Here is a 23,755-nt window from a genome sequence, read left to right on the forward strand (position 1 = left end):
TAGTATGTGTAATTTTTGGCTAAACAATGTAGTTATTTTCGTACAATTTTATTTTTAATTGTTTTCCACAAATATGTACATTCCTCAATCTTGAATATGTATGTTAGAACAAAATACAATAAACTTCCTGTTATTACGCATACTAATAAAATTATTAAATTTATAGTGAAATGAGAAGTTGTATTCATTATAATCATTTTTTTTATTGAATAAATTACTATTCCCATAATGATAGAAGATATGGATATTTTCAATAAAGTTTTCAACATAGAACTAAAATTAATTCCTTTAAATTTTTTATTCATTTTAATAAATAGCATTAAGGTGATGAATACAGATGAAATTGATGAAGATAATGTTAATCCTGGCACTGACATATATCTATACAAAACAGCACTAAAAGCTACATTTATTACAACCCCAACTATACTATAAATCATTGGTGTTTTAGTATCTTTAGCAGAGTAAAATGCTCTATTTAACACGTCTCGAACTCCATAAGCAATCATAGTTGGTGAATAAAACACTAATGCTAAAGAGACTAATTTAACATCGTTTATTGTAAATTTCCCTCTTAAATATAATACACTAATTAAAGGTTCTCTTAAGATTACTATTGCAAGAGCTGCCGGTATCATAACTAAATTTATTATATTAATTGATTTAACTAAGGATTTTTTATATTCCTCATGATTATTTTGAACTATAAAAGTAGACAATATGGGGTATATTATCATAGAAACTGCCACAGCAAAAACCTCATAGGTGAGCAGTGTTACCTTATTGGCACATTCAAGAATTGAAGTTGCTCCTTCATACAAACTCATGGCAAATGATCTATTAATAAATAAATTAAATTGCATTGTTGCAGTACTTATTATTATTGGAATCATTAATAAAAACAGTTTCCTTAAGTCTTTATCCTTAAAATTCATTTCTAATTTATATTTATATCCAAGGCTCTTAAATTTTGGAACATTTATAACGAATTGTACAAAAAATGCCAAAACCGTTGTTATTGCAAATCCAGTAAGCCCGAATTTGTCAACAAACAAACTTAAATATATTATATACATTAAATTTGCTGCGGCTGCCATTGCGGCTGGAATAGAAAATTCTTTATGAGCTTGTAACGCCCCAGCAACAACTCCTTGAAGGGTTAAAAATAGTACAGATAAGAACATTATTCTAAGTATTTTTACAGTTTCGTTAAATATTAATGGGTCATTAGATAAATTGTTTGCAAAAAAATAGACTATGTAATAAGAGCACAATATTCCAATTGCCGTAATGAGTATAGTAAATAACATGGAAGTATTCGTTACGTTATTTACAAAACTATTTCTATCACTTAATTTTTTTTTCTCGATATAATCTGTAAGAATTGGTATTATAGTTGTGCTAAGTCCATATCCTAAACTTGTAAAAAGAAATACTACACCAAAACACCATACATATATGTCTGCTGAATGGGTAGTTCCAAATTTAGAAAACATTAAACTATCTCTTACTATAGCTAAAATTTTACCAATTATTACAAACAGCATTACAATCATCGAACTTTTTAGAACTTTGTTTTCTTTCATTGTACACTCCATCTTTTTGTGAATTTAAGAATTAATACAGCTTAACTCTCTTTAATTTTACATATAACATATCATATTAAGTATATTGATTTAGTATGTATTTATATATTTTAAAATAATTTAACCAGAAAATCTGTATAGTGAAATCTTTTGTAACTATATTATATAAATTCTCACCTTTCACCTTTATATTAATTTTATCTAGATATGCTTCTTTCATTGCAATATAAATATTTTCATTATCTTGCTGAGCTATTTTATACCCGCTATCGTCAGTCAGTATACTTTCTAAGTCCCCAACTTGCGTATAAATTAAGGTTTTTTTAACAACTCCTGATTCTAAAACCGTTAAAGGTGGTGCCCCTCCCTCACTTAGAGATGCTAAGACAGTAACACTTGAGGCATTTATATAATCAATTGGATTAGTAACATTTCCTACCATAATAATTTTTTCTTCTAATTTTAATGAATATATTAACTTCTCCAATTGAACTTTTAACTCCCCATCGCCAACTAATACTAATTTTATGTCAGAAAATTCAGAAGTTAGTTTTTTAAACGCAAGAATAACTTCTTTATGGTTTTTTATAGGATGAAGTCTTGCAACCATAACATATATAAATTCTTGCTTTTCTAATTTCAGTTTATTTCTTATATGTTCTGCAGATATCTTAATGCTAACTTTTTTTAAGTCTATTCCATTGTTTACAACCGCTATGCTTCCCTTGAATTTTTTCTTTACTAATAAATTCTCCAAGTTATTTGACACACAAATATAATGCATAAAGCTTTTTAGACCCATAATACTCAGTGGAGTGAAAATTAAATATTTAAATTTATTATTAAGAAAATCATATCTAAAATCACTGTGGATTACAGCTACAGTAGGAATATTTAATTTCTTTTTTAAAAACAAATGCATCAAGAAGGGTTTTGCACCATGAAAATTAACTATATTTATTGAGTTATGGTTTATAAAATTAACAAGCTCCATATTATTAAGTTTCTTACTAAAAAGTTTATAGCTAATATCCATCATTTTAGCTTTTGAGTAAAGTGGACCTTCTCCCATACATCCCATTATATTTTCAAAGTTTTTGTTGCTTTTACTGCATATACTTAATACGTGATTTCCACCTCCACCATTATCATTGCCTGATATGATATGCAAAACTTTAATATGGATCTCCTCCTTTATTCCCCTTCGTCGAAAACTATTCTTTAAGTTTATTCTTATCTCTTATTACTATTAAAATAAATTTAAAAATAGATGACAATCTTTTAATCCTAAAAGGTTCCTTTGCGACTCTAAATAACCATTCCATACCTAAATTAATCATCCATTTAGGTGCACGTTTTACATTTCCCGCTATTATATCAAAACTTCCACCAACACCCATAAATATTTTGCAAGGAAGTCTATCCATATATTTTGAAATGAAAATCTCTTGCCTTGGACATCCCATTGCAACAAATAGGACTTCTGGTTTAACTTTTTCTATATCCTTCAATATTTCTTCGCAATTATCCAGCTCAAAATACCCATCATGACTTCCTAAAACATTTAATTTACGATATTTAGTTTGTAAATTAATATTGCACATATCTACTGTTTCCTTGGTAGAACCTAACAAGTATATTCCCTTGTTTTCTTTTTCAGATTTTTTCACTATATTATCCATGACTTCTATACCTGCGATCTTTTCTTTCACTGGTTGCCTTACAATTTTTGAACAGATTACTGTACCAATTCCATCTGGGATAATAATGGATTTTTCACTTGTGAAATTATCCAACAATACATTATTTTGCATTCCATTAAAAAGCACTTCTGGATTTCCTGAAACTATATGAACTTTCTTAAAATCACTTATATTTCCAATTAATTCTTGCATGCTCCCATTATAAATTTTGTATTTTAGAATTCTTGTTGTCATAAGACCCTCCCAATAATTTACATTTTATAGATGTGCCTATAATATTAAATTATCTACAATAATTGATTATGTCAGTTTTTGTATATCACTTTTACTATCATTTAATAATGCTTCTACTGTAGCTAATAAAAACCAAAAATATGTTGTTGCTTTAGGCACAAATAGTAAGTTATCTGATAGGTTCATAAATATAAAAGCAGTAACACTTGCCATTACCCCAATATAAAATGGCCTGTTGAATTTATCTTTAGTTGTACTATACAATTTTTTAATCCTAAATAGGGCTGTTACTGCTACCCCTAAGAAAGAAACTGTTCCTATTATTCCTAACTCACTCTGTATTTTTAAATATGAGTTATGAGTTGTAAAAGCCTGATATTTATAGTATCTTAAATCTTTATACTTTTTTATATATTCAGCATATCTAGTAACGTAATTACCATTACCAACACCTAGCACTGGGTGTTCCTTTATCATTACTAAAGCCGTTTTCCAAATTTTAAGTCTTGATTCGTTTTGAGACATACTAACGATTCCCTTAACTCTTTGAAAAACTGAAGGAATAAAAAATATTAATATCCCGAAACCACCAAGAGCAAAAATCAACTTTATACTATAAATAAGTGTAAGGACTACTAACCCTAACCCAAATCCTAGCAACGCGTTTCTAGATAAAGTCATCAATAAATTAGCGAATACTAATATTGAAAGTAATATATATGCTATTTTCTTTTTCTTATTCTTTTCATAAATACTTAACATAATTACTGGAAAAATTATTAGTATTAGATAAGCACCGTACGTATTGGGATTAAAAAGCGTAGCAGCTATCTTTGTACTTTCTCCAAATACATTTGTTTTTTTAAATGTTTCAGCTAATGCAAACCCAGTGAAATACTGTACGATTCCTATACAGCTTAAAACAAAGGATGTAAATATATAGCATTTCAACAAAACATTTATTTGTTTCCTATTATTTATCTCATATTTTATAATAAAATACAAAAATATATACGATATAAATCTTGCACTTTCACTTAATGCTAATTTTTTATCAACTGCATAAATAGTAGATGCAAGCATCATGATTAGTAATATTGACATAAATATACTCAACTTATTTGTAAAGAAATCTATAATACCTTTAATAAAATTTTCTCTGCCTTTCTTAGACACTATTAACTCTATAATGTAGGCAAAAATTATTAGTGCCAAAATTAAATCAGTGAATGGTATCCCCTTAAACTGAATGTCTTCTGGAATTAAAGGTAATAACATAACATAAGCACATGTTAATGAAAATAAAATACTTTTATTAAGATTGATAATTCCACCTCATTTCAAATGGTACAAAATTATTTTAGTAATTTTGTGATTTTTAATGCTTTCCTTCTGTCCTTCATTGTAAATTTTTACTGAATATGTTAACTATCTTTTGTATTCTTTCTCTTATAAGTAGGCACCTTTTTTTCCATTAAAGATAATATGGCTTCTTTATTCTTCCCAACCACATTTTTAAACTCTTTAATAGATGTCTCAATAAAATCTATATCATTTCCAATAGGTTTTTCTACATATATTTTATCGTGCGTTGTTGACGTTAAGGCAACTTCATCCATTAGAAGCTCTTCATAAAGCTTTTCCCCTGGTCTTAATCCAACAAACTCAATTTTCACATCTACATCTGGTTCAAGTCCTGAAAGAGTTATTAAGTCTCTTGCTAAATCAACAATTTTAACTGGCTTACCCATATCTAAAACAAATATTTCTCCACCTTTCGCCATACCTCCAGCTTGAATAACTAATTGAGCAGCTTCTGGTATTGTCATGAAAAATCTGTTTATATCTGGATGCATAACTGTTACTGGTCCTCCATGAGCTATTTGCTTTTTAAATAGTGGAATTACTGATCCATTACTTCCTAAAACATTACCAAATCTTACAGCTACAAACTCAGTTTTACTAATTGTATCAAAAGCTTGAATTATGAGTTCACAAAATCTCTTGGTAGCACCCATAATATTTGTAGGATTTACTGCTTTATCTGTACTAATCTGAACGAATTTTTTAACACCAGCTTCATGACTACATTTTACAACATTATAAGTTCCTATCACATTATTCTTAATGGCCTCGGCTGGGTTATTTTCCATAAGTGGCACATGTTTATGTGCTGCGGCATGGAATACAACATCTGGTTTATGTACTTCAAAAATTTCTTTTAATCTATTAAAATCTCTAACAGACGCAATTATAAACTCTTTATTTAATTCGGGGAACTCATAATTAAGCTCCATTTGTAAATCATATGCATTATTCTCATAGATATCTAAAACTATTAATTTTTTAGGGTTAAATTTAACAATTTGTCTACATAGTTCAGAACCTATGGAACCACCACCACCTGTAACTAATATTGTTTTACCTTTAATATATTTATCAATATCTTCATTTATCAACGTAACTGGTTCTCTACCTAATAGATCCTCAATATTTACATCACGAAGCTCATTAATATTTACTTTTTCATCTATAATTTCATATATACCTGGAATTGTTTTCAACTTACATTTAGTCTGTTTACATATGTTGAATATTTCTGTTTTGGTTCTATAATCTGCAGATGGTATAGTTATAATTATTTCTTTAACCGACTTTTCCTCGCAAATTGAAATTATTTTATCTCTGCCCCCTAAAACTCTTATATCATTCATTACTTTACCTTTTTTAGATTCATCATCATCGATTAATCCCACAATATAATATTTAAGTTCTTTATGTTTTTTAATTTCCTTTACTAATAGTGCACCTGCATCACCAGCGCCTACAATAAGAATGTTCAAACTCTTGTCGCATTGCTTATTTTCTCCCTGGTTTTGTTCTAGTATCCTATATAGTAGTCTCGATCCCCCTAATGTAATTACACAGAGAAGCCAAAATATGATATGTACAGTAAACGGGAATCTATAGTATTCACTGTTAAATAAGGAATGACTAATTAAATAACTATATATTATAAACACGATATTTGCTAAGGATATTGAATACACTATAGATAATAATTCTTCTATAGAAGCATATTTCCATATATTTCGATATAATTTAAATATTTTATTAAAACCAATTATTAAAATTAATACTGGTATAATTGAAAGTTTAAAGAATTCGAAGTATTTATTAGGAATGTTTAAATCAAATCTCAATAATAGGGATATATATAATGAAGCCAAAACACAAACAATATCCACTACAAAGACTCTTTTATCAGTTTTCATTAAGTTCACGTCCTCTATCTAGTTTTAAATCTTTTGTAACTCTCCTTAATCATTTTACATCATTTCTAAAATTATTCAACATATTTTTTATACTTCTATTCCGCTAAATAACAGCATACATTATTATATCCTAAATTATTCTGTTTGTATAATTTAAAAGGATTTTTTAACTATTAATTAATGTTTTGATTAATAGTTTGATTTATAATGTACGGCAAAATAAAAAAAGCCAGTTTTACTTGGCCTTTTTAATAATATTATTTATTCTAGTTATTTTTACACTCATTATAAATTTCTTTAAACTTATCATTGTCTTTTATAGTTAAGAGATATTTCATAAAAGCTTTTTTAAGATCATTATTTTTAAGAGCATATTCTACATTAGCTTCTAAAAATCCTTCTTTATCCCCTACATCATATCGTCTTCCCTCAAAATTATATGCGTACATATCTTCTTCTGCTATTAAAGTTTTTAAAGCATCTGTAAGTTGAATTTCTCCACCCTTACCTGGCTTTGTGTTCTCTAAAATATCAAATATTCTAGGTGTTATAATATATCTCCCTAGTATTGCTATATTTGAAGGTGCTTCAGAAACCTTAGGTTTTTCAACAACATCTTTGACCTTATAAACCCTATCTTTTATTGAAGACCCATCTACTATACCATATTTGCAGACTTCACTTAATGGAACCTTTTGGACTCCCAAAATTGAAGTATTATAGTCTTCATAACAATCTATAAGTTGTTTTAAGCAAGGTACTTCACTATCTACAACATCATCACCAAGCATTACAGCGAAAGGTTCATTTCCAACAAAAGTTTTTGCACAACTTATGGCATGGCCTAGACCTTTAGGTTCTTTCTGACGTATGTAATAAATATTTGCTAAATTCGAAATATCTTGAACCATTTTTAAAACATCATCTTTACCGTTTTTTTGCAATTGATATTCCAATTCAATTGACTTATCAAAATGATCTTCGATAGCTCTTTTATTTCTTCCAGTTATAATTAGTATTTCCTCAATTCCAGATGCAACTGCTTCCTCAATAATATACTGTATTGTAGGTTTATCAACAATTGGTAACATTTCTTTAGGTTGTGCCTTTGTAGCTGGTAGGAATCTTGTTCCAAGTCCTGCCGCTGGTATTATAGCTTTTTTAACTCTCATAGTTCTTCTCCCCTCAAATAACACATTTTTATATTGCAACCATATTCAAAATTTTATTTGAAAATATTGAAAAACGAAATTTTTCCTTTTGATTTTTTAAGTTTTAGTTCTAAAAATTCCGTCAGGTCAACATTATTAATTATATTAGTCTGATTTTCAATAATCCAATTATATAATTTAACATTTACTTTTTCAACAATTTTATATGCTTCTTTTAATTTAGTTTTTCTACTTGTAATATTATGCCCATCACTACCCAAAATATGTATCATATTCCTTTTTAAGAATTCTTGAGCTGTTTTTTTTATATCTTTGCCATTGTCACCCAATAGGCTACCAGCATTGATTTGCATCATTACACCTTGATTTATTAAATTAATAATTAAATCATGATTTTTCATGATTTTAAGATTTCTCTCTGGATGAGCTAAAATGGGTTTTGCTCCAAGTAACATTAATTTGTAAAATACATCTTCAGTATAAATGGGAAATTGCCCATATCTTCTTTTCTTTATAGAGTTTTGGTAAATTGGGATGCATATATATCTCAAGACCAGATAAAATCTTAATATTAAAACTTTCTTCCCTTGATGCTATAACTAACTTATCTAATTTATTAATATATTCATCTCTAGCAATTTCAAATTCCTCAGTTATAAAATGAGGAGTAGAACAAATATATTCTACACCTTATTTTCTGCAATTTTCAACATTTCAAGAGACATATTTAAACTTTTTGCTCCATCATCAACGCCGTGGATTATATGGCTGTGAAAGTCTATCATAAGCTAACACCTTTTGATATTTTAATTTTCGTTTCCATAATAGCCCTTGTAGTACTTACCATGATAACCAGTTACAGCTTCAGGTACTTTATTAAATACAATCCCAAGTATTTTTCCACCAACCTTATCTATTAATTGTTTAGCATCTACCAATGCATTTTTTTGAGCTTCACCATAGGACGCAACAAAAACAACGCCATCTACTATTGTTGATAGAATTTGTGCATCAGTTACTGCAAGAACTGGTGGAGCATCAATAAGAACCAAATCAAATTCACCTTTTAACTCCTCAATAAAATCTCGCATTTTTTTACTTCCTAATAACTCTGCTGGATTTGGTGGAATAGGCCCACTAGTTAGTATAAAAAGATTATTAACAGTTGTCTTAACCACACATTCTTCTTTTTTTACGCCTTGAACTAATACATTTGTTAATCCTATAGAATTAGTGATACCCATTTTTTTGTGTATTGATGGTTTTCTCAAATCACAATCTACAAGGATAATTCTCATACCACTTTCAGCCATAGTTATAGCTAAATTAGACATTACTGTACTTTTACCTTCTCCAGAACCAGAGGACGTAACTACAATAGATTTTAGCTCTTTATCTAAGGAAGAGAATTGAATATTAGTCCTTAATGTTCTAAATGCTTCCGCTGTTCTAGATTTTGGATTTTTTAATGTTATTAGTTTTTTTAACATATTCTCACCCTCCTATTGTTTATCTTCAGTTAAAGGAATAATTCCTATAACTGGTATTCCAGTTAATTTTTCTATGTCCTCTTGCGTTTTTACGGTATTATCTAAATACTCTAATAAGAATGCTATCCCAAGTGATACCATAAGTCCAATAAAAAATGCAATTGCCATATTTAACTTAGGATTAGGATTATCTGGTACTGTAGGTTCTACTGCTTCATCTAAAAGTTGTACATTATCTACTTTTTTCACATCATTACTTACAAACTTTAATGACTTAGCCAACTGGTTAGCAATGTCCATAGCCTCTTTAGGATCCGTAGATTTAACCGTTATAGTTAAAAACTCAGTATCTCCTTTAGGTGCTACTGTTACCATTTCTTGAAGTTCAGTAGGATCTATGTTTAATTTCAGAGCTTTTATAACGTGTTCTGAAACCTTTCTTGATTTAGCAAACTCACTATAAGTTTTAACTAATTGTTGGTACATAATAACATCATTATAGCTATCTTTTGATGTCTCAGATTTATCTTCTGTCTTTCCAATTATTACTGATATGTCAGATTTGTATGTAGGTGTAATAACAAAATAACTTAAAACTCCGCTAAGCACCGTTGCTCCTATAGTAACTAAAATCACTAGCAGAAACCTTTTTTTTATGATATTTAAATATTCAATTATCTCCATTATTTACCCTCCGTGAATAGTTTTTCTAACTGGCATACAATTTCATCTTTTGCATCAATTTTTTTAGCTATATCTAAATGTATCCTTGCTTGTTCATAGTTTTTAACATTTAAATAACACATAACAAGGTTTGTACATATTTCAATAGATTTTGTAACCTCAAATGCTTTTCTAAAGTATTGAATAGCTGTCTCGAAATTTTCTAGACAAGCATAATTAATACCAAATTCGTTTATTACCTCAATTAAGTCTTTATCAATTGCTACTGCCTCATTTAGATAATATATAGCCTTCTCATAATTTTGTAGAATTCTATAAGCTACAGCAGTATGATAATATATATCTGGGCTATCTCCTAATTGCTCCATTAAAGGTATAAAAATCTCAAGTGCACCCTTAGGATTATTAGAAACCATTTCTTTTGCCTTTTGAAAACTTGTTATAGTTTCTAACTCGTTTTTAAGCTCAATAACATCTGTGGTTTTTTCTCCACCACCTTCAATATAATTTCTTAAAGCCATTAAAGCTAAGTCATGTTTGCTTTCGCTATTAAGAACTAATGATTCATATAAATATGCATTACTGTAATTAGTAATTTTTTTAGCTGCTTCAACAAGTCTCATCTCTTCATCTTTAAACATAATATTAGTTAATCTTAATTTATCAACTAAAAGAAAAATCTTATCATAATTCTCTTCATTTTCTTCTATACTTAATAGTCCTTTTAACATAATATATGCTTCCTCATAATTCTCATTTTCAATTTCTTTGAAAATTACACCCTTAATAAAACCTATTGAATTTGGAACAGTATTTATAATTACTTTATATTCTACATTATATTTAAAATGTTCATCTGCTCCTAAAACATAGAACATTCCCTCTATAAATAAATTAACTGGTATATTATCAAAATCTTCTTTTTTCTTTACTTTTTGAATTATTTCATTAGTTCTCACCGGAAAATATATATCATTTAAAATTGTAAAATTGTTGATTTTGCTGTCCTTTTTAATTTCTAAAAAAAGAAGGGCTGCTAATTTTTCAGAAAAATATGTTTTAATGTCCATGCTTACTCCTTCCTACTACGCTTAAATATTTATGCTACAATTGCTACTATTAATAATAATATAATGTTGACAATTTGTAAACATATAAAATCATAGTAGTGGAAATTATGCTTTTATTGGGATAAATGTTTTTATTTTATACATGCATTATTAACTATTGACATAACATTTTCTTTTAACTCAGTTATTTTCTTAGATGTATCCTCTAAACTATTTCCTTTAACTGAAAGATAAATTTTCATTTTTGGTTCAGTACCAGATGGTCTAACTACAAACCAAGAACCATCATCTAAAACAAACTTTAAGACATTAGATTTTGGTAAATTAATTATTTTTTCAGTGTTATTAACTAAATTCACTTCTAAACTAGCTCTATAATCCATTTTTTTTATAATTCTATTATTTCCTATTAGGCCTTTCATTGAAAGTCTTAAATGTTCTAATACATTACTTATTTTTTCTGCACCATCTTTACCTTTAAGTTCTATTGAAACTAAACTTTCCTCATAGTAACCATGTTCTTTATAAATGTCCATCAAAGCATCATACAAACTCATGCCTTTATTTTTATAGTGAAGTGTCATTTCACAAATTAACATTGCAGCTATTACTGCATCTTTATCGCGTACAAAATCCCCTGCTAAATACCCAAAACTTTCTTCAAAACCAAATATAAAGTCTTTTTCGCCCTTCTGCTCAAACTCTTTAATTTTTTCTCCAATGTATTTAAATCCTGTGAGCACATCTAACACTTCTGTATTATATTTTTTTGCAATACTTGCTACCATATCAGTCGTAACTATAGTTTTTATTATTACACCATTTTTAGGCATTTGGTTAGTATTGCTTAATGAGCTCAAAATATAATTACTTAAGAGTACTCCTGTCTGATTACCAGACAAAACCCTATATTTCCCGCCCTTACCTTTAACTACTACTCCAATTCTATCGCAATCTGGGTCTGTACCAAAAATAATGTCTGGATTAATGTCTTCGGCCATTTTAAGTGCTAATTCAAATACCTTTGGGTCTTCTGGATTAGGATATGCTGCTGTAGGGAAATTACCGTTTGGCATCTCCTGCTCTGCTACAACAGATACATTCTCATAACCTAATTCTTTTAATACTCTTCTTACTGGTATATTTCCTGAACCATGAATAGGAGTATATATTATCTTTAAATCATTCGCATATTTTTTAACTAAGTCTTTTCTTATAGTTAAGTTCTTAGTCTTATTAATATATGAAAAATAAAGTTCTTCCCCGATAATTTTTAACATTCCACTTGTTTTTGCGCTATTCATTTCCATAGTTTTTACTTTAGAAAAATCTTTAACGTTACCTGCCCTAGTTATTATTTGGCTGGCAACTTCATCAGTAACTTGTCCACCATCATCACCATAAACCTTATATCCGTTGTATTGCTTAGGATTATGTGATGCAGTAATAACAATACCCGCCTTGCTTTTTAATTCACGAACAGCATAAGATAAAATTGGTGTTGGAGTTAATGTTTCAAATAAATTTACAGAAACACCATTCCCGCAAAGAGTTTCTGCAGCCGCTTTTGCAAATTCCATAGACATATTTCTTGAATCATATGCTATAGTAACTGATATGTTTCCCTTGTATTTTGAGTTTAAATAGTCTGCGAGCCCTTGAGTGGCTTTACCTATGGTATGTATATTCATTCTGTTTGTTCCTGCACCTATTACTCCTCTTAGACCGCCTGTACCAAACTCTAAATCCTTGTAAAATCTATCTTCAATTTCTTTTTCATCTACTAACTGCTCAAGCTCCTTCTTTAACTCTAAATCTATAAAATCAGAATTAATCCAATTTTTATATTTCTCTTTGTATGTCATATATTATCCTCCTTGTGGTTCTATAAAGTAGATAACAAATGTTACCCCCCGTTGCTATTCCCCCTAATCTCTCTTTAGTCTATCATATTATACTATCAAACCATTACAAATAAAAGGCATTTTTGACAATTAACCTGTTTTTACATATTTCTGATTGTTATTTTTTATTCTAAAACCATAATTTCCAAGCATTTAAGAAGTTATTTTGTATAATTTATAATTTATTCTAATTGCATTTGCATATCTAATCCTATATAATTATTAATTGGCTGAATAAATATACTATAAATAGTAATTAAAAAAGATAATATAAATTCTTTCGAAAGGGGTGTATAAATTGTATAGATTAAATCAAAGTGAGACTCCATTATTTGATGCTTTAATGGAATATGTAGACAGAGAAACTCTTCCATTTCACGTCCCTGGACATAAAAAAGGAATAGGCGCTGATGAACAGTTTAGAAGTTTTATGGGGGATAACCCTTTTAAAATTGATGTTACAGTTTTTAAACTTGTTGATAGTTTTCACCATCCTACTGGGCCCATAAAAAAGGCACAAGAATTAGCAGCTGATGCTTATGGAGCTGATGCCTCTTTTTTCTCAGTTCATGGTACTTCTGGTGCTATTCAAGCTATGATTATGTCTGTAGTCGGATCTGGCGATAAAATAATTGTTCCAAGAAATGTTCATAAATCAATAACTGGTGGTATCATTTTATCAGGTGCTATACCAGTTTATATGCAACCAGAACTTGATAAAAAAATAGGTGTTGCTCATGGAGTTTCTCCAGAGACAGTAATCGATACCTTAAAAAATAACCCCGATGCAAAAGCTGTGCTTATTATTAATCCTACATATTACGGGGTTTCCACAGATATAAAAAAAATTGCAGATACGGTTCATGAATACGACATTCCCTTAATAGTTGATGAAGCTCATGGCCCTCATCTTAAATTTAACAGCAGGTTACCAATGTCTGCGATGGAAGCCGGTGCAGATATTTGTGCTCAAAGCACGCATAAAATAATTGGTTCATTAACTCAGAGCTCAATGCTACATGTTAATTCAAAGCGTGTTAGCCCTGCTAGAGTAAGGCAATTAATAAACTTAATGCACACAACCTCCCCCTCATACATACTAATGGCTTCGCTTGATTGTGCAAGAAGACAAATTGCACTTGATGGCACTCAGCTTTTAGAAAAAACTATAGATTTGTGTAATTATGTAAGAAGTGAAGTAAATAAAATCCCAGGATTTTATTGTTTTGGCGAAGAAATTTTAAATGGTTTTGGAGCTTATGCTTTCGATCCAACTAAAATCACAATAACTTGTAGAGATTTAGGCATTACAGGTTATGACTTAGATATGATACTTTCTAACAAATATCATATGCAAATGGAATTATCTGATCTCTATAACATATTAGCAGTTGGTTCTTTTGGAGATACAAAAGAGGGAATGCAACGATTACTTAAAGCTCTATGTGAAATAAGCAACGAATACTATGGTAAAGGATCAAAGAAAACAGATTTTATTGATATTCCTAGCATTCCAGAACAAGTTCAAATTCCTCGTGAGGCTTTCAACAGTGTTAATACTGCTGTAGAAATCAAAAAAAGTGTTGGCATGATAAGTGGGGAATTCTTAATGGCTTATCCACCTGGCATTCCAGTACTTTGCCCCGGAGAGAGAATAACTCAAGAAATTGTAGATTATGTTGAGAAATTAAAAAACACAGGATTATATGTCCAAGGAACTGAAGATCCTGAAGTTGAATATATAAAAGTTGTTCGCGAGGAAGATGCTATGCATATAACTGTTGAATAGAACAAAAGAGAACTCCAAATTAGGAGTTCTTTTTTGTTCTACTTAATATAAAACTCTATTATTAATATTTTCAATAGATTTACACCCCGTGAGGACCATAGCTGATTTTAATTCACTTTTTAAGAAATCGATATAAGATTTTACGCCTTCGGCCTTACCTCCAAAGGATGCAGTTACAAATGGTCTGCCAATAAGTACAGCATCCGCACCCAGTGCTAGCATTTTAAGTATATCTGCACCACTTCTAACTCCACCATCAGCTAAAATAATTACTTTCCCCTTAACTTCTTCCGCTATCTCTGAAAGAACCTCTGCTACACCTGGAGTTTGGTCTAAAACTCTTCCCCCATGATTTGACACTACAATTGCAGCTACCCCTGCATCGACCGCAAGCTTTGCTTCATCTACAGTCATTATTCCTTTTAAAATAAATGGAAGCTTTGTTGATCTAACAATTTCTTTTATTTCATCTACAGTTTTAGGCATAACTGGTTTACCAAGAAGTGCTAAGGTAATAAGCCCACATGCATCTATGTCCATACCTATAGCGAATACTCCTGCTTTCTCCGCCAATTTAATTTTTTCTATAATGTTTGCATTTTCCCAAGGCTTTATAATCGCAATTCCATTTCCACCTTGTTTTTCTAATTCAGAAAGATTAGTTGTGAGAAATGAATCTACAGCAGTGTCGCCCACCATTGGGAAAATTCCTCCCTCTAGGCATCCACTAATAACCCAAGATATATATTCTTCTTCACTATATTTACCACCCATATTTAAGGTAGTCCCAGATACGGGAGCTGCAAATAGTGGCACATCCATTTTTCGTCCAAATAATTCTGTAGACATATCAGGATCTTTTGCATCATGTATAGTTCTCATATTAAGTTTATATTTTGCCAATGATTCTATATTGATTTTAAAAGCGTCTCCAGTTCCCTTACCGCCCATTCCAGGTACTTCGCCAGCACAGGCAATTCCATTACATATAGGACAAACCTTGCAGCTTTTGTTTAAATTTCCTCTAGCATTTTTTAAAACATCTTTATAATTCATTTCCTTCCCCCTTAATTACAACTCCACCTTATCTATATTTCCTTCTGTAAAAACCTTTATACCATTTAATATTAATAACTGAGCAGTAATTCCATTACCTTGTCTTAAAGTTTTACTAAAAGTTCCATCATATATTTTCGAAACTCCACATGATGGACTTCGTGCTTTTAAAATAGCAATGTTGGCTCCAACTGCTTCTGCAATATATAATGTTTCATAAGCACCTTTTATAAACTTTTGGGTAACGTCCTCATTTTTGTCCAGTCCAACAATTCTAGCATTACCCTCTAACACATCCAGACCATTCCCATTTATAATTTCTCGCGCTACCCTAGGAGTTTCTAATCCTCCTAGTTGCTCAGGACAAACCGGCATCACTTTACCCTCTTTAAGTAATTTAAGTAATGCTGCATTTATATTATTCCCACCATCATATTTACAGTTAATACCACACAAACAAGCACTTACAATAATCATACTATAACCATCCTTTATTATAATCTTAACTATTTAAGTTCTACTACAGTAACTCCACTACCACCTTCACCATAATTTCCAAGTCTATATGTTTTAACATGACCATGTCTTTTTAACATATCTGTAATAGTTTTTCTTAATACTCCTGTACCCTTACCGTGGATTATTGTAGCTTCTTTAAGCCCACCTAAACAAGCTTCATCTAAGTACTTATCGACAGTATAAATAGCCTCCTGGGAATCCATACCTCTCAAATCTACAGATGTTGATACACTTCTTAAATTCAGCTTCATATCCCGCTTAATTATTTTCGCCTTTTTCTTGTCTTCATCAGTAAGTTTTGATTTTCGCAAATCATCTAATTTAACATTTATCTTCATTATGCCAGCTTGAACTTGCAGCTCACCTTTTTTATCAGGTTTCGAAATAACTATAACCTTTTGGTTAAGAGATGGTAAATATACTGCTTCACCTTGTTTTACACTTTTAAGTTTTTCTCCAAGTTCATCATTACTTTTTTCTACATGCTTTTCTAAGCTTTCAAGCTTATTTTTGATTTTCAATCTTTCCTCTTCAAGTTTCTGCCTTGCTTCAGAGGAGTACCCCAAATTTTCTAGTTGTCTCATATTTTTAAGAATGATATCAGATTCTTCCTTAGCATCCTTTATAAGTCTCTTTGCTTCCCTTTGAGCTTCATACATTGCGTTTTCTCTTATGTTTTCAAGTTTATATAACTTTTCCTGATATTTATCTTTAAGCTTGCTCGCTTGCAATTTCAAACTTTCTGCAAGTCTTGCATCTTCCTCAGCTTTTATACTTTTTTCTTGCAGACTTTGAACTAGTTCTTCAAACTCTAAGGTATCCTTAGAAATATTTTCTTTTGCGTTTTTTATAATATAAGATGGAAGACCTAATCTCATCGATATTTCAAAAGCATTTGATTTACCTGGCACTCCAATTATTAATCTATAAGTTGGGCTCAATGTGTCTACATTAAATTCTACAGATGCATTTTCAACGCCTGTAGTTTTTAAAGCATATCCCTTTAACTCACTATAATGTGTTGTTGCAACAACTTTTGTATTTCTCGCTCTTAAATTTTCAAGTATAGAAACAGCAAGTGCTGCTCCTTCAGTAGGATCTGTTCCAGCTCCCAATTCATCAAATAGGGCCAATGTTTTATTATCTGCTTTATCAATAATATTCACTATGTTTGTCATATGAGACGAAAAAGTAGATAAGCTTTGCTCTATACTTTGTTCATCACCAATATCTGCAAATATTTCATTAAAAAAGCTTACTATTGAACCTTCTCTTGCTGGGATTAAAATGCCACTCAAAGCCATTATTTCAATAAGACCTACTGTTTTTAGTGTTACTGTTTTACCACCAGTATTGGGCCCTGTTATTACGAGGGATGTAAATTCTTTTCCTAAATATATATTACTTGGCACTACCACTTTAGGATCGATTAGTGGGTGCCTCGCTTCCAATATATCTATTTCTCCTTCTTCATTTACACTTGGAATAATAGCATTAAGTTCTATTGCATACATTGCTTTTGCAAAAATAAAATCTAATTCCCATACTATATCTGCATTGTTTTGAACAATATTTATATTTTCATATATTTTATACGATAATTCGGCTAAAATTCTTTCAACTTCTGCTTTTTCCTTTAGCATAATTTCCTTAATCTCATTATTTAAGTTAACAAGACTCATTGGCTCAATAAACAATGTAGCTCCTGATGAACTCTGATCATGTACAAGACCCGGAACACTGCCTTTATGTTCTACTTTAACTGGAATTACATATCTATCTCCTCGCACCGTATAAAGACTTTCTTGAAGATATTTTGCATTAGATCTAACTAATGAAATTACCTTTTCTTTTACAGATGCACTTTTCTCTTTTAAAGATTTTCTTAAACTGAATAGTAAACTACTAGCCCTATCAGAAATTTCGTCATCACCAATAATAGCTATAAAAATTTCATCCTCTAATTTTTTAATTGGTACAATGCCAATACATATATCAGTAAGAACTCTAAAACTCTTCTCTCCTTCTATATTACCAACATAATTTTTAAATAATCTAGCACATCTAAGCATTTGAGCAATTCTCAGAAGCTGCATTGGCATAAGAGAAGCCCCTTTAGATGCTCTGTTTATCGGACCACGAACATCATATATACCCTCAAATGGAGCACTCCCTTTTCTCGATAGGAGTAACAATGCCTCATTAGTTTCCTGCAAATGTTCTCTTACTTCATAGATATTAGTATATGGTTCTAAACTTTCAATAATATCCTTACCTGCCGTAGTTTTCGCATATACTTTTATCCTATCTTTAATTTTGAAATATTCTAAAACCTTTAATGATTTTGTGTTCACAATTACACCGTCTTTCCTATGTTAATAAACTTAGTTGCCTAATACTATTTATTCGACTCCTCTTTTATAATGCCCTCTAGTATAATTTTTAAAATCTCCTTGCCAATTTTTCTTAATATAATTATTAAGGACCTCAATAGTCTCTTCATAATTTTCATGGATAAAATCTAATCTAAAAGAGGAAATATTATTTTTTTTAATTTCATCAATATTAGCTATTAAGTTAACAGGCACATTATTATAAATATAACTTCTACAATACTTGTCGGTTTTAATACTAAATTCTACACCTTTTCTATCTTTAAGCGTATATGATCCTTTGCTACAATTAGCTATACAGTTTTTATTTTCACTCTTGTTACCAAAAACACTACCTATAGCACAATATTCACTAACCATAAGTTCATATTTTCCGTAAACCATAATTTGAAGCGGCAAAGAACTTTTATATGCCATTTTTTTAATTTCCATTGCGTTTAATTCAGCACTAATACATGTTCCTGTAAGATAACTCTTATAGAAGTCGCTTGCATAGCTGTTAAAAACATTTAATTTATAATCTCCAATAATAGTTATTTTTTTATTGAATTTGCTTATTACTCCTAAATTAGCTGTAATAATACCTTTTATATTAACTAAGTTGTCTTCTATAAACTCACAAATACTTTTAAATTCACTCTTAATAATGTTTGGAACTTTAAGATAAGTATTTATATCACCATTATTCAAATCTAAATTAACCCCTCTCATAAAAGGATTTATAGCAATATTATTAAAGCCCATTTCAATTACGGCCTTTAATTGCTCTTCACTAGAAACATATATAAGAGTCTTAGGTAAAATGTTATCATCTTTATTTTGTGTAAATTCTATGTCTTTATCTACTTGCAGTTCAAGTCCTTTATTATAATTAATTTGCGTATTAGTTTTCTCTCGTTTGTATTTTCTTATTATATTATTTTGAACAGCTTCTATTAATTTCCGCCTTACTAAATTTAATGAAGCCATTGGAATAAAACCTTCTTCAAAACTTTCAAAAGTCACTTCATTTATTATAAACGGGGTATCTCCTGTTTTAGATATATTTTTAATTAAGCGCTGTTTATCTAGTGGCTTGCTTATTGCTTCTTGCACAAAATCTCCTTGTACGCTAAAATTTTCCCCAAGGTAACTCGTGCTTATTTTTAGAGGCTTGTTAATTCTAAATTCTATTGAAAAATCTAATTGTATTTTCCTGTTAAATTTTTCACTATAACTCAGCGCTAGCTCCTTCATTAAATGAGCATCGGATATTTTATATAATAAGTCTGAAGCTTTATATTTAGTAGGTTTTAATATAACTCTATCACCTTTTAACCCTACTGCAACCTCTACTCCATCCTTTATAATTTTAGATAATGTAAACCCATCCTCGCCAAACATTATACCATCTTTTAATGCAACATCCTCTAAAAGCGTTACAGATAAATCATTTGATGCTAAGCCAATTGAAATCCCAGAATTCTTAGGAACTTTGTATGCCATCATATCTTTTCCTTTATTACCGTATAGATATGCCTTTGAAAACCCTTCTCTGTTAAATAATTGAGTTAAGACTTTAGTATCCTTATCTAATTTTTGTATTTTATTATTATAAACATTGTCGAGCGCACGTCTATATATTTCCACTACCCCTGCAACATATTCTGGCTTTTTCATTCTGCCTTCAATTTTTAGTGAGGATGTTCCACTTGCAACTATGTCTTTTAAGTTTTCTAATGTACAAGTATCTTTAGGGCTTAAAATGTATGCCTTATGTTCCTTATTAGTACTCTTATCTATCAGTGTATAAGGTAATCTACATGGTTGAGCACATCTACCTCTATTCCCACTCCGACCGCCAATAATGCTACTCATAAGACACTGTCCTGAATAACATATACATAAAGCTCCATGAATAAAAACTTCTGTTTCCAATTTTAAAGTATTTGATATGTACTCAATTTCTTTTAAACTAAGCTCTCTTGATAAAACTATCCTTTTAAATCCAATCTCTTTTAAAAATAAAGCAGCTTCACCATTGTGAATAGTCATCTGAGTTGAAGCGTGGAGCTCAAAATCCGGAAAATTATTTCTTATTAAATATATTAATCCAGTATCTTGGACAAGCAATGCATCAACTCCAATGCTATACAAAAATCCTACATATTCCATAATATCTTTTAATTCATTATCCTTTACTAACGTATTTAAAGTAACATATACGCGAACCCCATAAATATGACAATAATCTACTGCAAGAGTTATGTTTTCATCATCAAAATTAAAAGCGTAAGCTCTTGCAGAGAATTTGCTTCCTCCTATATAAATTGCATCTGCCTTCATTTGCACTGCTGCATATACACTATCCATGCTGCCAGCAGGGGCTAATAATTCAATCTTTTTCATTTGCATCTCTCCTAATAAATCTTCTATGTCTTATTATACAATAAATGTTGTGATAAATTAAGAGATTAATAGATTTTCATTAATATAACAAATTTTTTATACAAATAGATACAACTTTTAGTTATAGCATAATTCGGGAAAAAGCTCTAATTAATAATTTCCAAATAGGTATTATATAAATCATTTATTAATTTTTCCCAGTTATAATTTTCCTTAATATGATTTTTAAGTTTACTATCCCTACGTTTTTCAAATCCCTTCTTTACTGCATCGCTTATGCTATTGTTATCATATGGGTCACAGTACAAAGCCATATCTTTAAAATATTCTTTATCACAGCCCTCGTCAGATGATATTACATTACATCCACTTGCTGCTGCCTCAAGTGAAGATAACCCTGGCATTCCTATAAAACCTGGATTTACATGCAACTTTGCAAATCTATATGCATTGTACACATTATAACTATCCATAAAACCTAAATATATTACATTGTTATAACTAGTACATTGTTTAAGATATTCATTGTCATCTACACTTCCTATTAAAACTAACTGCTTTCCGAGCTTCTCACATATGCTACATAAAGCAAGCTGATTTTTATTTTTACATATTCTTCCTACACATAAAACATAATTATTAAGATTATACCTCTCTGTAAAATTATATAGAGGTACATCCTCATCTTCAACCTCTACAGCATTATATATAACTTTACATTGCGTATTAACATTAAATTCTTTGAAAATAAGATCCTTTTCTAATTCACTGTTACATATTATAATTTTACTCTTTTTTAGAATTTCCTCTTTATAACTACTACATTTTTCATATAATTTCATATTCTCGATATTATTATTAATCATATGGTATTTTTTCATGTCCCAGTGCATAGGCGATATTACAATATTTTTTTTATAGAAATGTGCAATCTTATAGTACCTGTATGTTTCCCCAGCAGTATCTATATTAAATAAATGCACTATATCATACTCAGAATAATCGTATATCCCACCATCATTTATATCTACTGTTACACCTAATTTACGTAAATATTCAGCTGTCTTAATTACCTTAATAGAATCAACTGCAAAATTTCTATAATAATCTTGTCTAACGCACAATAGAACTTTCATGTTTCATTTCCTCCTATATCTTACTATGCTTACTGTACAATTACGCTAGATCATGTTTACTTATAATATTTGGCTAAACATAATATAAAGTTAACTTTTACTTTCAATTCTTTTATTTATATAATATTACAGTATAACCTAAAAGTTTCTATATAATTATGTTAAATTAGTTATGTTCTTGCAAAATAAATAATGAATTTATTTTAATAAGTATTATATGATTTTAACGTGATAAGGCACCTATAATATATTATAGGTGCCTTATCATATAAATTTAAACTTGTAATTTCCAAACGTATTCCCCTAATTTATTAATATATCCAATTCTTTTACCTACTTCAACTCTTGCAATTCCATCAATAAATTCGTAGGCTTCTTCAAAACTTGCCTCTATAACAATATTCCCCTTGCAATCTATGTAACCCCACTTCTCTCCTATTTGTGCAGCTATTAAGCCTTCACTCATAATATCTATATCCTCAAACTTTGTGGGTATTATAATATTTCCACTCTTATCAATACAACCATATTTTTCATTCTCACAGATTACAGCTATACCATTATAAAATCTATCTGCCCATTGAAATCTAGGTTTTATAATAATTTCTCCACTGCAATCTATATAACCGTATTTTTCCCTCATTTCAACTGGTGCAAGTCCCTCATTAAATTCTGCGCAAACATTATATCGAAATTGTATAATTGTTTTACCCTTATTGTTTATATACCCATATTTACCCTCAGAACAAACGGGTGCCATTCCACAGTTAAATTCGTAGGCATAATCATAAATTGCATCTATTATAACTTTGCCATCTTTATCTATATAAGCTATTTTACCACCTATTTGAATTGCTGCTAACCCCTCGCTAAAATCGTTAGCATCCAAGTATTTTGGTGGTATTACCTCTGTGCCTTCGCTATCTATATATCCCCACATATATCCACTTTTTACTGCTGCTCTTCCTTCCATAAAGCCATTAGCTTCTTCATACTTAGGTTCCACTATAAGGTTCCCACTTAAACTAATATATCCTTTTTTGCCCTCAATCTTTATTGCCGCAAAACCTTCATTAAACTGCTGAACTTCATCATACTTGGGCTCTATTACAAATCCTCCATCTTTATTAATAAAGCCATACTTTTCTCCAATACCAACTATTGCTAATTCCCCTTCGAACTCCTGTGCATAATTAAAAATACATTCTATAACTACATTGCCTTTATTATCTATATACCCATATCTCTTTTTGTATTTTACAGGATATAAATTTCTCTCATTATTCATAGCTAAAACTTCCTTTCACTTTTAAAAACTTGAGTACTTAAAATTATAAGTTTGTTCTTTAATTATCA

At 29.9% G+C, this 23,755-nt stretch carries 20 protein-coding genes; 1 reads left to right on the plus strand and 19 read right to left on the minus strand.

From position 1 onward, the window contains the following. Positions 1 to 32 precede the first annotated feature (32 nt). From murJ to LGK95_RS11475, 13 genes are all read right to left on the minus strand, one after another. The gene (gene murJ / locus LGK95_RS11425; RefSeq protein ID WP_226124921.1) at positions 33 to 1,586 is read right to left on the minus strand and encodes a murein biosynthesis integral membrane protein MurJ; all 1,554 of its coding nucleotides are present in this window, start codon (positions 1,584 to 1,586) and stop codon (positions 33 to 35) included. A gap of 76 nt (positions 1,587 to 1,662) precedes the next feature. Next, positions 1,663 to 2,757: a glycosyltransferase gene (locus tag LGK95_RS11430; RefSeq protein ID WP_226124922.1), complete on the minus strand. Its 1,095-nt coding sequence runs from the start codon at positions 2,755 to 2,757 to the stop codon at positions 1,663 to 1,665. 43 nt (positions 2,758 to 2,800) lie between these two features. Next, positions 2,801 to 3,523, minus strand: a complete 723-nt coding sequence (locus LGK95_RS11435) for a WecB/TagA/CpsF family glycosyltransferase (RefSeq protein ID WP_226124923.1) — start codon at positions 3,521 to 3,523, stop codon at positions 2,801 to 2,803. 66 nt (positions 3,524 to 3,589) lie between these two features. Beyond that, entirely contained in the window at positions 3,590 to 4,801 is a 1,212-nt protein-coding gene (locus LGK95_RS11440; protein ID WP_226124924.1) for an O-antigen ligase family protein, read from the minus strand. 146 nt (positions 4,802 to 4,947) lie between these two features. After that, positions 4,948 to 6,798, minus strand: coding sequence for a nucleoside-diphosphate sugar epimerase/dehydratase (locus tag LGK95_RS11445; protein ID WP_226124925.1), 1,851 nt, complete (start codon positions 6,796 to 6,798; stop codon positions 4,948 to 4,950). A gap of 266 nt (positions 6,799 to 7,064) precedes the next feature. Continuing rightward, entirely contained in the window at positions 7,065 to 7,970 is a 906-nt protein-coding gene (gene galU / locus LGK95_RS11450; RefSeq protein ID WP_226124926.1) for a UTP--glucose-1-phosphate uridylyltransferase GalU, read from the minus strand. Between the two features lie 53 nt (positions 7,971 to 8,023). Then, positions 8,024 to 8,521, minus strand: a complete 498-nt coding sequence (locus LGK95_RS11455) for a CpsB/CapC family capsule biosynthesis tyrosine phosphatase (protein ID WP_264174539.1) — start codon at positions 8,519 to 8,521, stop codon at positions 8,024 to 8,026. Then, a complete protein-coding gene (locus LGK95_RS22825; RefSeq protein ID WP_404814425.1) occupies positions 8,445 to 8,648 on the minus strand; it encodes a hypothetical protein in 204 nt (67 codons plus the stop codon). The genes LGK95_RS11455 and LGK95_RS22825 overlap by 77 nt, the downstream gene beginning before the upstream one ends. Before the next feature lie 5 nt (positions 8,649 to 8,653). Beyond that, entirely contained in the window at positions 8,654 to 8,755 is a 102-nt protein-coding gene (locus LGK95_RS22675) for a CpsB/CapC family capsule biosynthesis tyrosine phosphatase (protein WP_319001919.1), read from the minus strand. A gap of 21 nt (positions 8,756 to 8,776) precedes the next feature. Then, a complete protein-coding gene (locus LGK95_RS11460) occupies positions 8,777 to 9,460 on the minus strand; it encodes a CpsD/CapB family tyrosine-protein kinase (RefSeq protein ID WP_226124927.1) in 684 nt (227 codons plus the stop codon). A 12-nt stretch (positions 9,461 to 9,472) separates the two neighbouring features. Continuing rightward, entirely contained in the window at positions 9,473 to 10,144 is a 672-nt protein-coding gene (locus tag LGK95_RS11465) for a YveK family protein (protein ID WP_226124928.1), read from the minus strand. Next, a complete protein-coding gene (locus LGK95_RS11470; protein ID WP_226124929.1) occupies positions 10,144 to 11,214 on the minus strand; it encodes a tetratricopeptide repeat protein in 1,071 nt (356 codons plus the stop codon). Before LGK95_RS11470 ends, LGK95_RS11465 begins: the two co-directional genes overlap by 1 nt. A gap of 131 nt (positions 11,215 to 11,345) precedes the next feature. Then, the gene (locus LGK95_RS11475) at positions 11,346 to 13,079 is read right to left on the minus strand and encodes a phospho-sugar mutase (RefSeq protein ID WP_226124930.1); all 1,734 of its coding nucleotides are present in this window, start codon (positions 13,077 to 13,079) and stop codon (positions 11,346 to 11,348) included. 337 nt (positions 13,080 to 13,416) lie between these two features. Here LGK95_RS11475 and LGK95_RS11480 point away from each other — a divergent pair, with 337 nt between their 5' ends. Continuing rightward, the gene (locus tag LGK95_RS11480) at positions 13,417 to 14,907 is read left to right on the plus strand and encodes an aminotransferase class I/II-fold pyridoxal phosphate-dependent enzyme (RefSeq protein WP_226124931.1); all 1,491 of its coding nucleotides are present in this window, start codon (positions 13,417 to 13,419) and stop codon (positions 14,905 to 14,907) included. A 42-nt stretch (positions 14,908 to 14,949) separates the two neighbouring features. Here the strand turns inward: LGK95_RS11480 and LGK95_RS11485 are convergent, their stop codons facing one another. The 6 genes from LGK95_RS11485 to LGK95_RS11510 all read right to left on the minus strand — a co-directional run bounded on the left by LGK95_RS11485 (position 14,950) and on the right by LGK95_RS11510 (position 23,687). Further along, positions 14,950 to 15,963: an alpha-hydroxy-acid oxidizing protein gene (locus LGK95_RS11485; protein WP_226124932.1), complete on the minus strand. Its 1,014-nt coding sequence runs from the start codon at positions 15,961 to 15,963 to the stop codon at positions 14,950 to 14,952. Between the two features lie 15 nt (positions 15,964 to 15,978). Beyond that, a complete protein-coding gene (locus LGK95_RS11490; protein ID WP_226124933.1) occupies positions 15,979 to 16,440 on the minus strand; it encodes a DUF523 domain-containing protein in 462 nt (153 codons plus the stop codon). Positions 16,441 to 16,469: 29 nt separating this feature from the next. Further along, positions 16,470 to 18,836, minus strand: coding sequence for an endonuclease MutS2 (locus LGK95_RS11495; RefSeq protein WP_226124934.1), 2,367 nt, complete (start codon positions 18,834 to 18,836; stop codon positions 16,470 to 16,472). 48 nt (positions 18,837 to 18,884) lie between these two features. Next, positions 18,885 to 21,263 carry a DUF3656 domain-containing U32 family peptidase gene (locus tag LGK95_RS11500; RefSeq protein ID WP_226124935.1) on the minus strand — a complete coding sequence of 793 codons (2,379 nt, stop codon included), beginning with the start codon at positions 21,261 to 21,263 and terminating at the stop codon, positions 18,885 to 18,887. A gap of 146 nt (positions 21,264 to 21,409) precedes the next feature. Continuing rightward, positions 21,410 to 22,399 carry a glycosyltransferase gene (locus LGK95_RS11505; protein WP_226124936.1) on the minus strand — a complete coding sequence of 330 codons (990 nt, stop codon included), beginning with the start codon at positions 22,397 to 22,399 and terminating at the stop codon, positions 21,410 to 21,412. Positions 22,400 to 22,673: 274 nt separating this feature from the next. After that, complete coding sequence (locus LGK95_RS11510; RefSeq protein ID WP_226124937.1) at positions 22,674 to 23,687, minus strand: WG repeat-containing protein; 1,014 nt, start codon at positions 23,685 to 23,687, stop codon at positions 22,674 to 22,676. Positions 23,688 to 23,755 lie beyond the last annotated feature (68 nt).

The sequence above is a fragment of the Clostridium algoriphilum genome (assembly GCF_020443705.1).
Taxonomy (GTDB): Bacteria; Bacillota; Clostridia; order Clostridiales; family Clostridiaceae; genus Clostridium_AD; species Clostridium_AD algoriphilum.

Coding starts and splice junctions, on each gene's coding strand:
- LGK95_RS11500 (WP_226124935.1), bottom strand. CDS start 21,263: ATGAAAAAGATTGAATTATTAGCCCCTGCTGGCAGCATGGATAGTGTA.
- LGK95_RS11485 (WP_226124932.1), bottom strand. CDS start 15,963: ATGAATTATAAAGATGTTTTAAAAAATGCTAGAGGAAATTTAAACAAA.
- LGK95_RS11505 (WP_226124936.1), bottom strand. CDS start 22,399: ATGAAAGTTCTATTGTGCGTTAGACAAGATTATTATAGAAATTTTGCA.
- LGK95_RS11470 (WP_226124929.1), bottom strand. CDS start 11,214: ATGGACATTAAAACATATTTTTCTGAAAAATTAGCAGCCCTTCTTTTT.
- LGK95_RS11445 (WP_226124925.1), bottom strand. CDS start 6,798: ATGAAAACTGATAAAAGAGTCTTTGTAGTGGATATTGTTTGTGTTTTG.
- LGK95_RS11435 (WP_226124923.1), bottom strand. CDS start 3,523: ATGACAACAAGAATTCTAAAATACAAAATTTATAATGGGAGCATGCAA.
- galU (WP_226124926.1), bottom strand. CDS start 7,970: ATGAGAGTTAAAAAAGCTATAATACCAGCGGCAGGACTTGGAACAAGA.
- LGK95_RS22675 (WP_319001919.1), bottom strand. CDS start 8,755: ATGATAGACTTTCACAGCCATATAATCCACGGCGTTGATGATGGAGCA.
- LGK95_RS11440 (WP_226124924.1), bottom strand. CDS start 4,801: ATGTTATTACCTTTAATTCCAGAAGACATTCAGTTTAAGGGGATACCA.
- LGK95_RS11465 (WP_226124928.1), bottom strand. CDS start 10,144: ATGGAGATAATTGAATATTTAAATATCATAAAAAAAAGGTTTCTGCTA.
- LGK95_RS11460 (WP_226124927.1), bottom strand. CDS start 9,460: ATGTTAAAAAAACTAATAACATTAAAAAATCCAAAATCTAGAACAGCG.
- LGK95_RS11490 (WP_226124933.1), bottom strand. CDS start 16,440: ATGATTATTGTAAGTGCTTGTTTGTGTGGTATTAACTGTAAATATGAT.
- murJ (WP_226124921.1), bottom strand. CDS start 1,586: ATGAAAGAAAACAAAGTTCTAAAAAGTTCGATGATTGTAATGCTGTTT.
- LGK95_RS11475 (WP_226124930.1), bottom strand. CDS start 13,079: ATGACATACAAAGAGAAATATAAAAATTGGATTAATTCTGATTTTATA.
- LGK95_RS11510 (WP_226124937.1), bottom strand. CDS start 23,687: ATGAATAATGAGAGAAATTTATATCCTGTAAAATACAAAAAGAGATAT.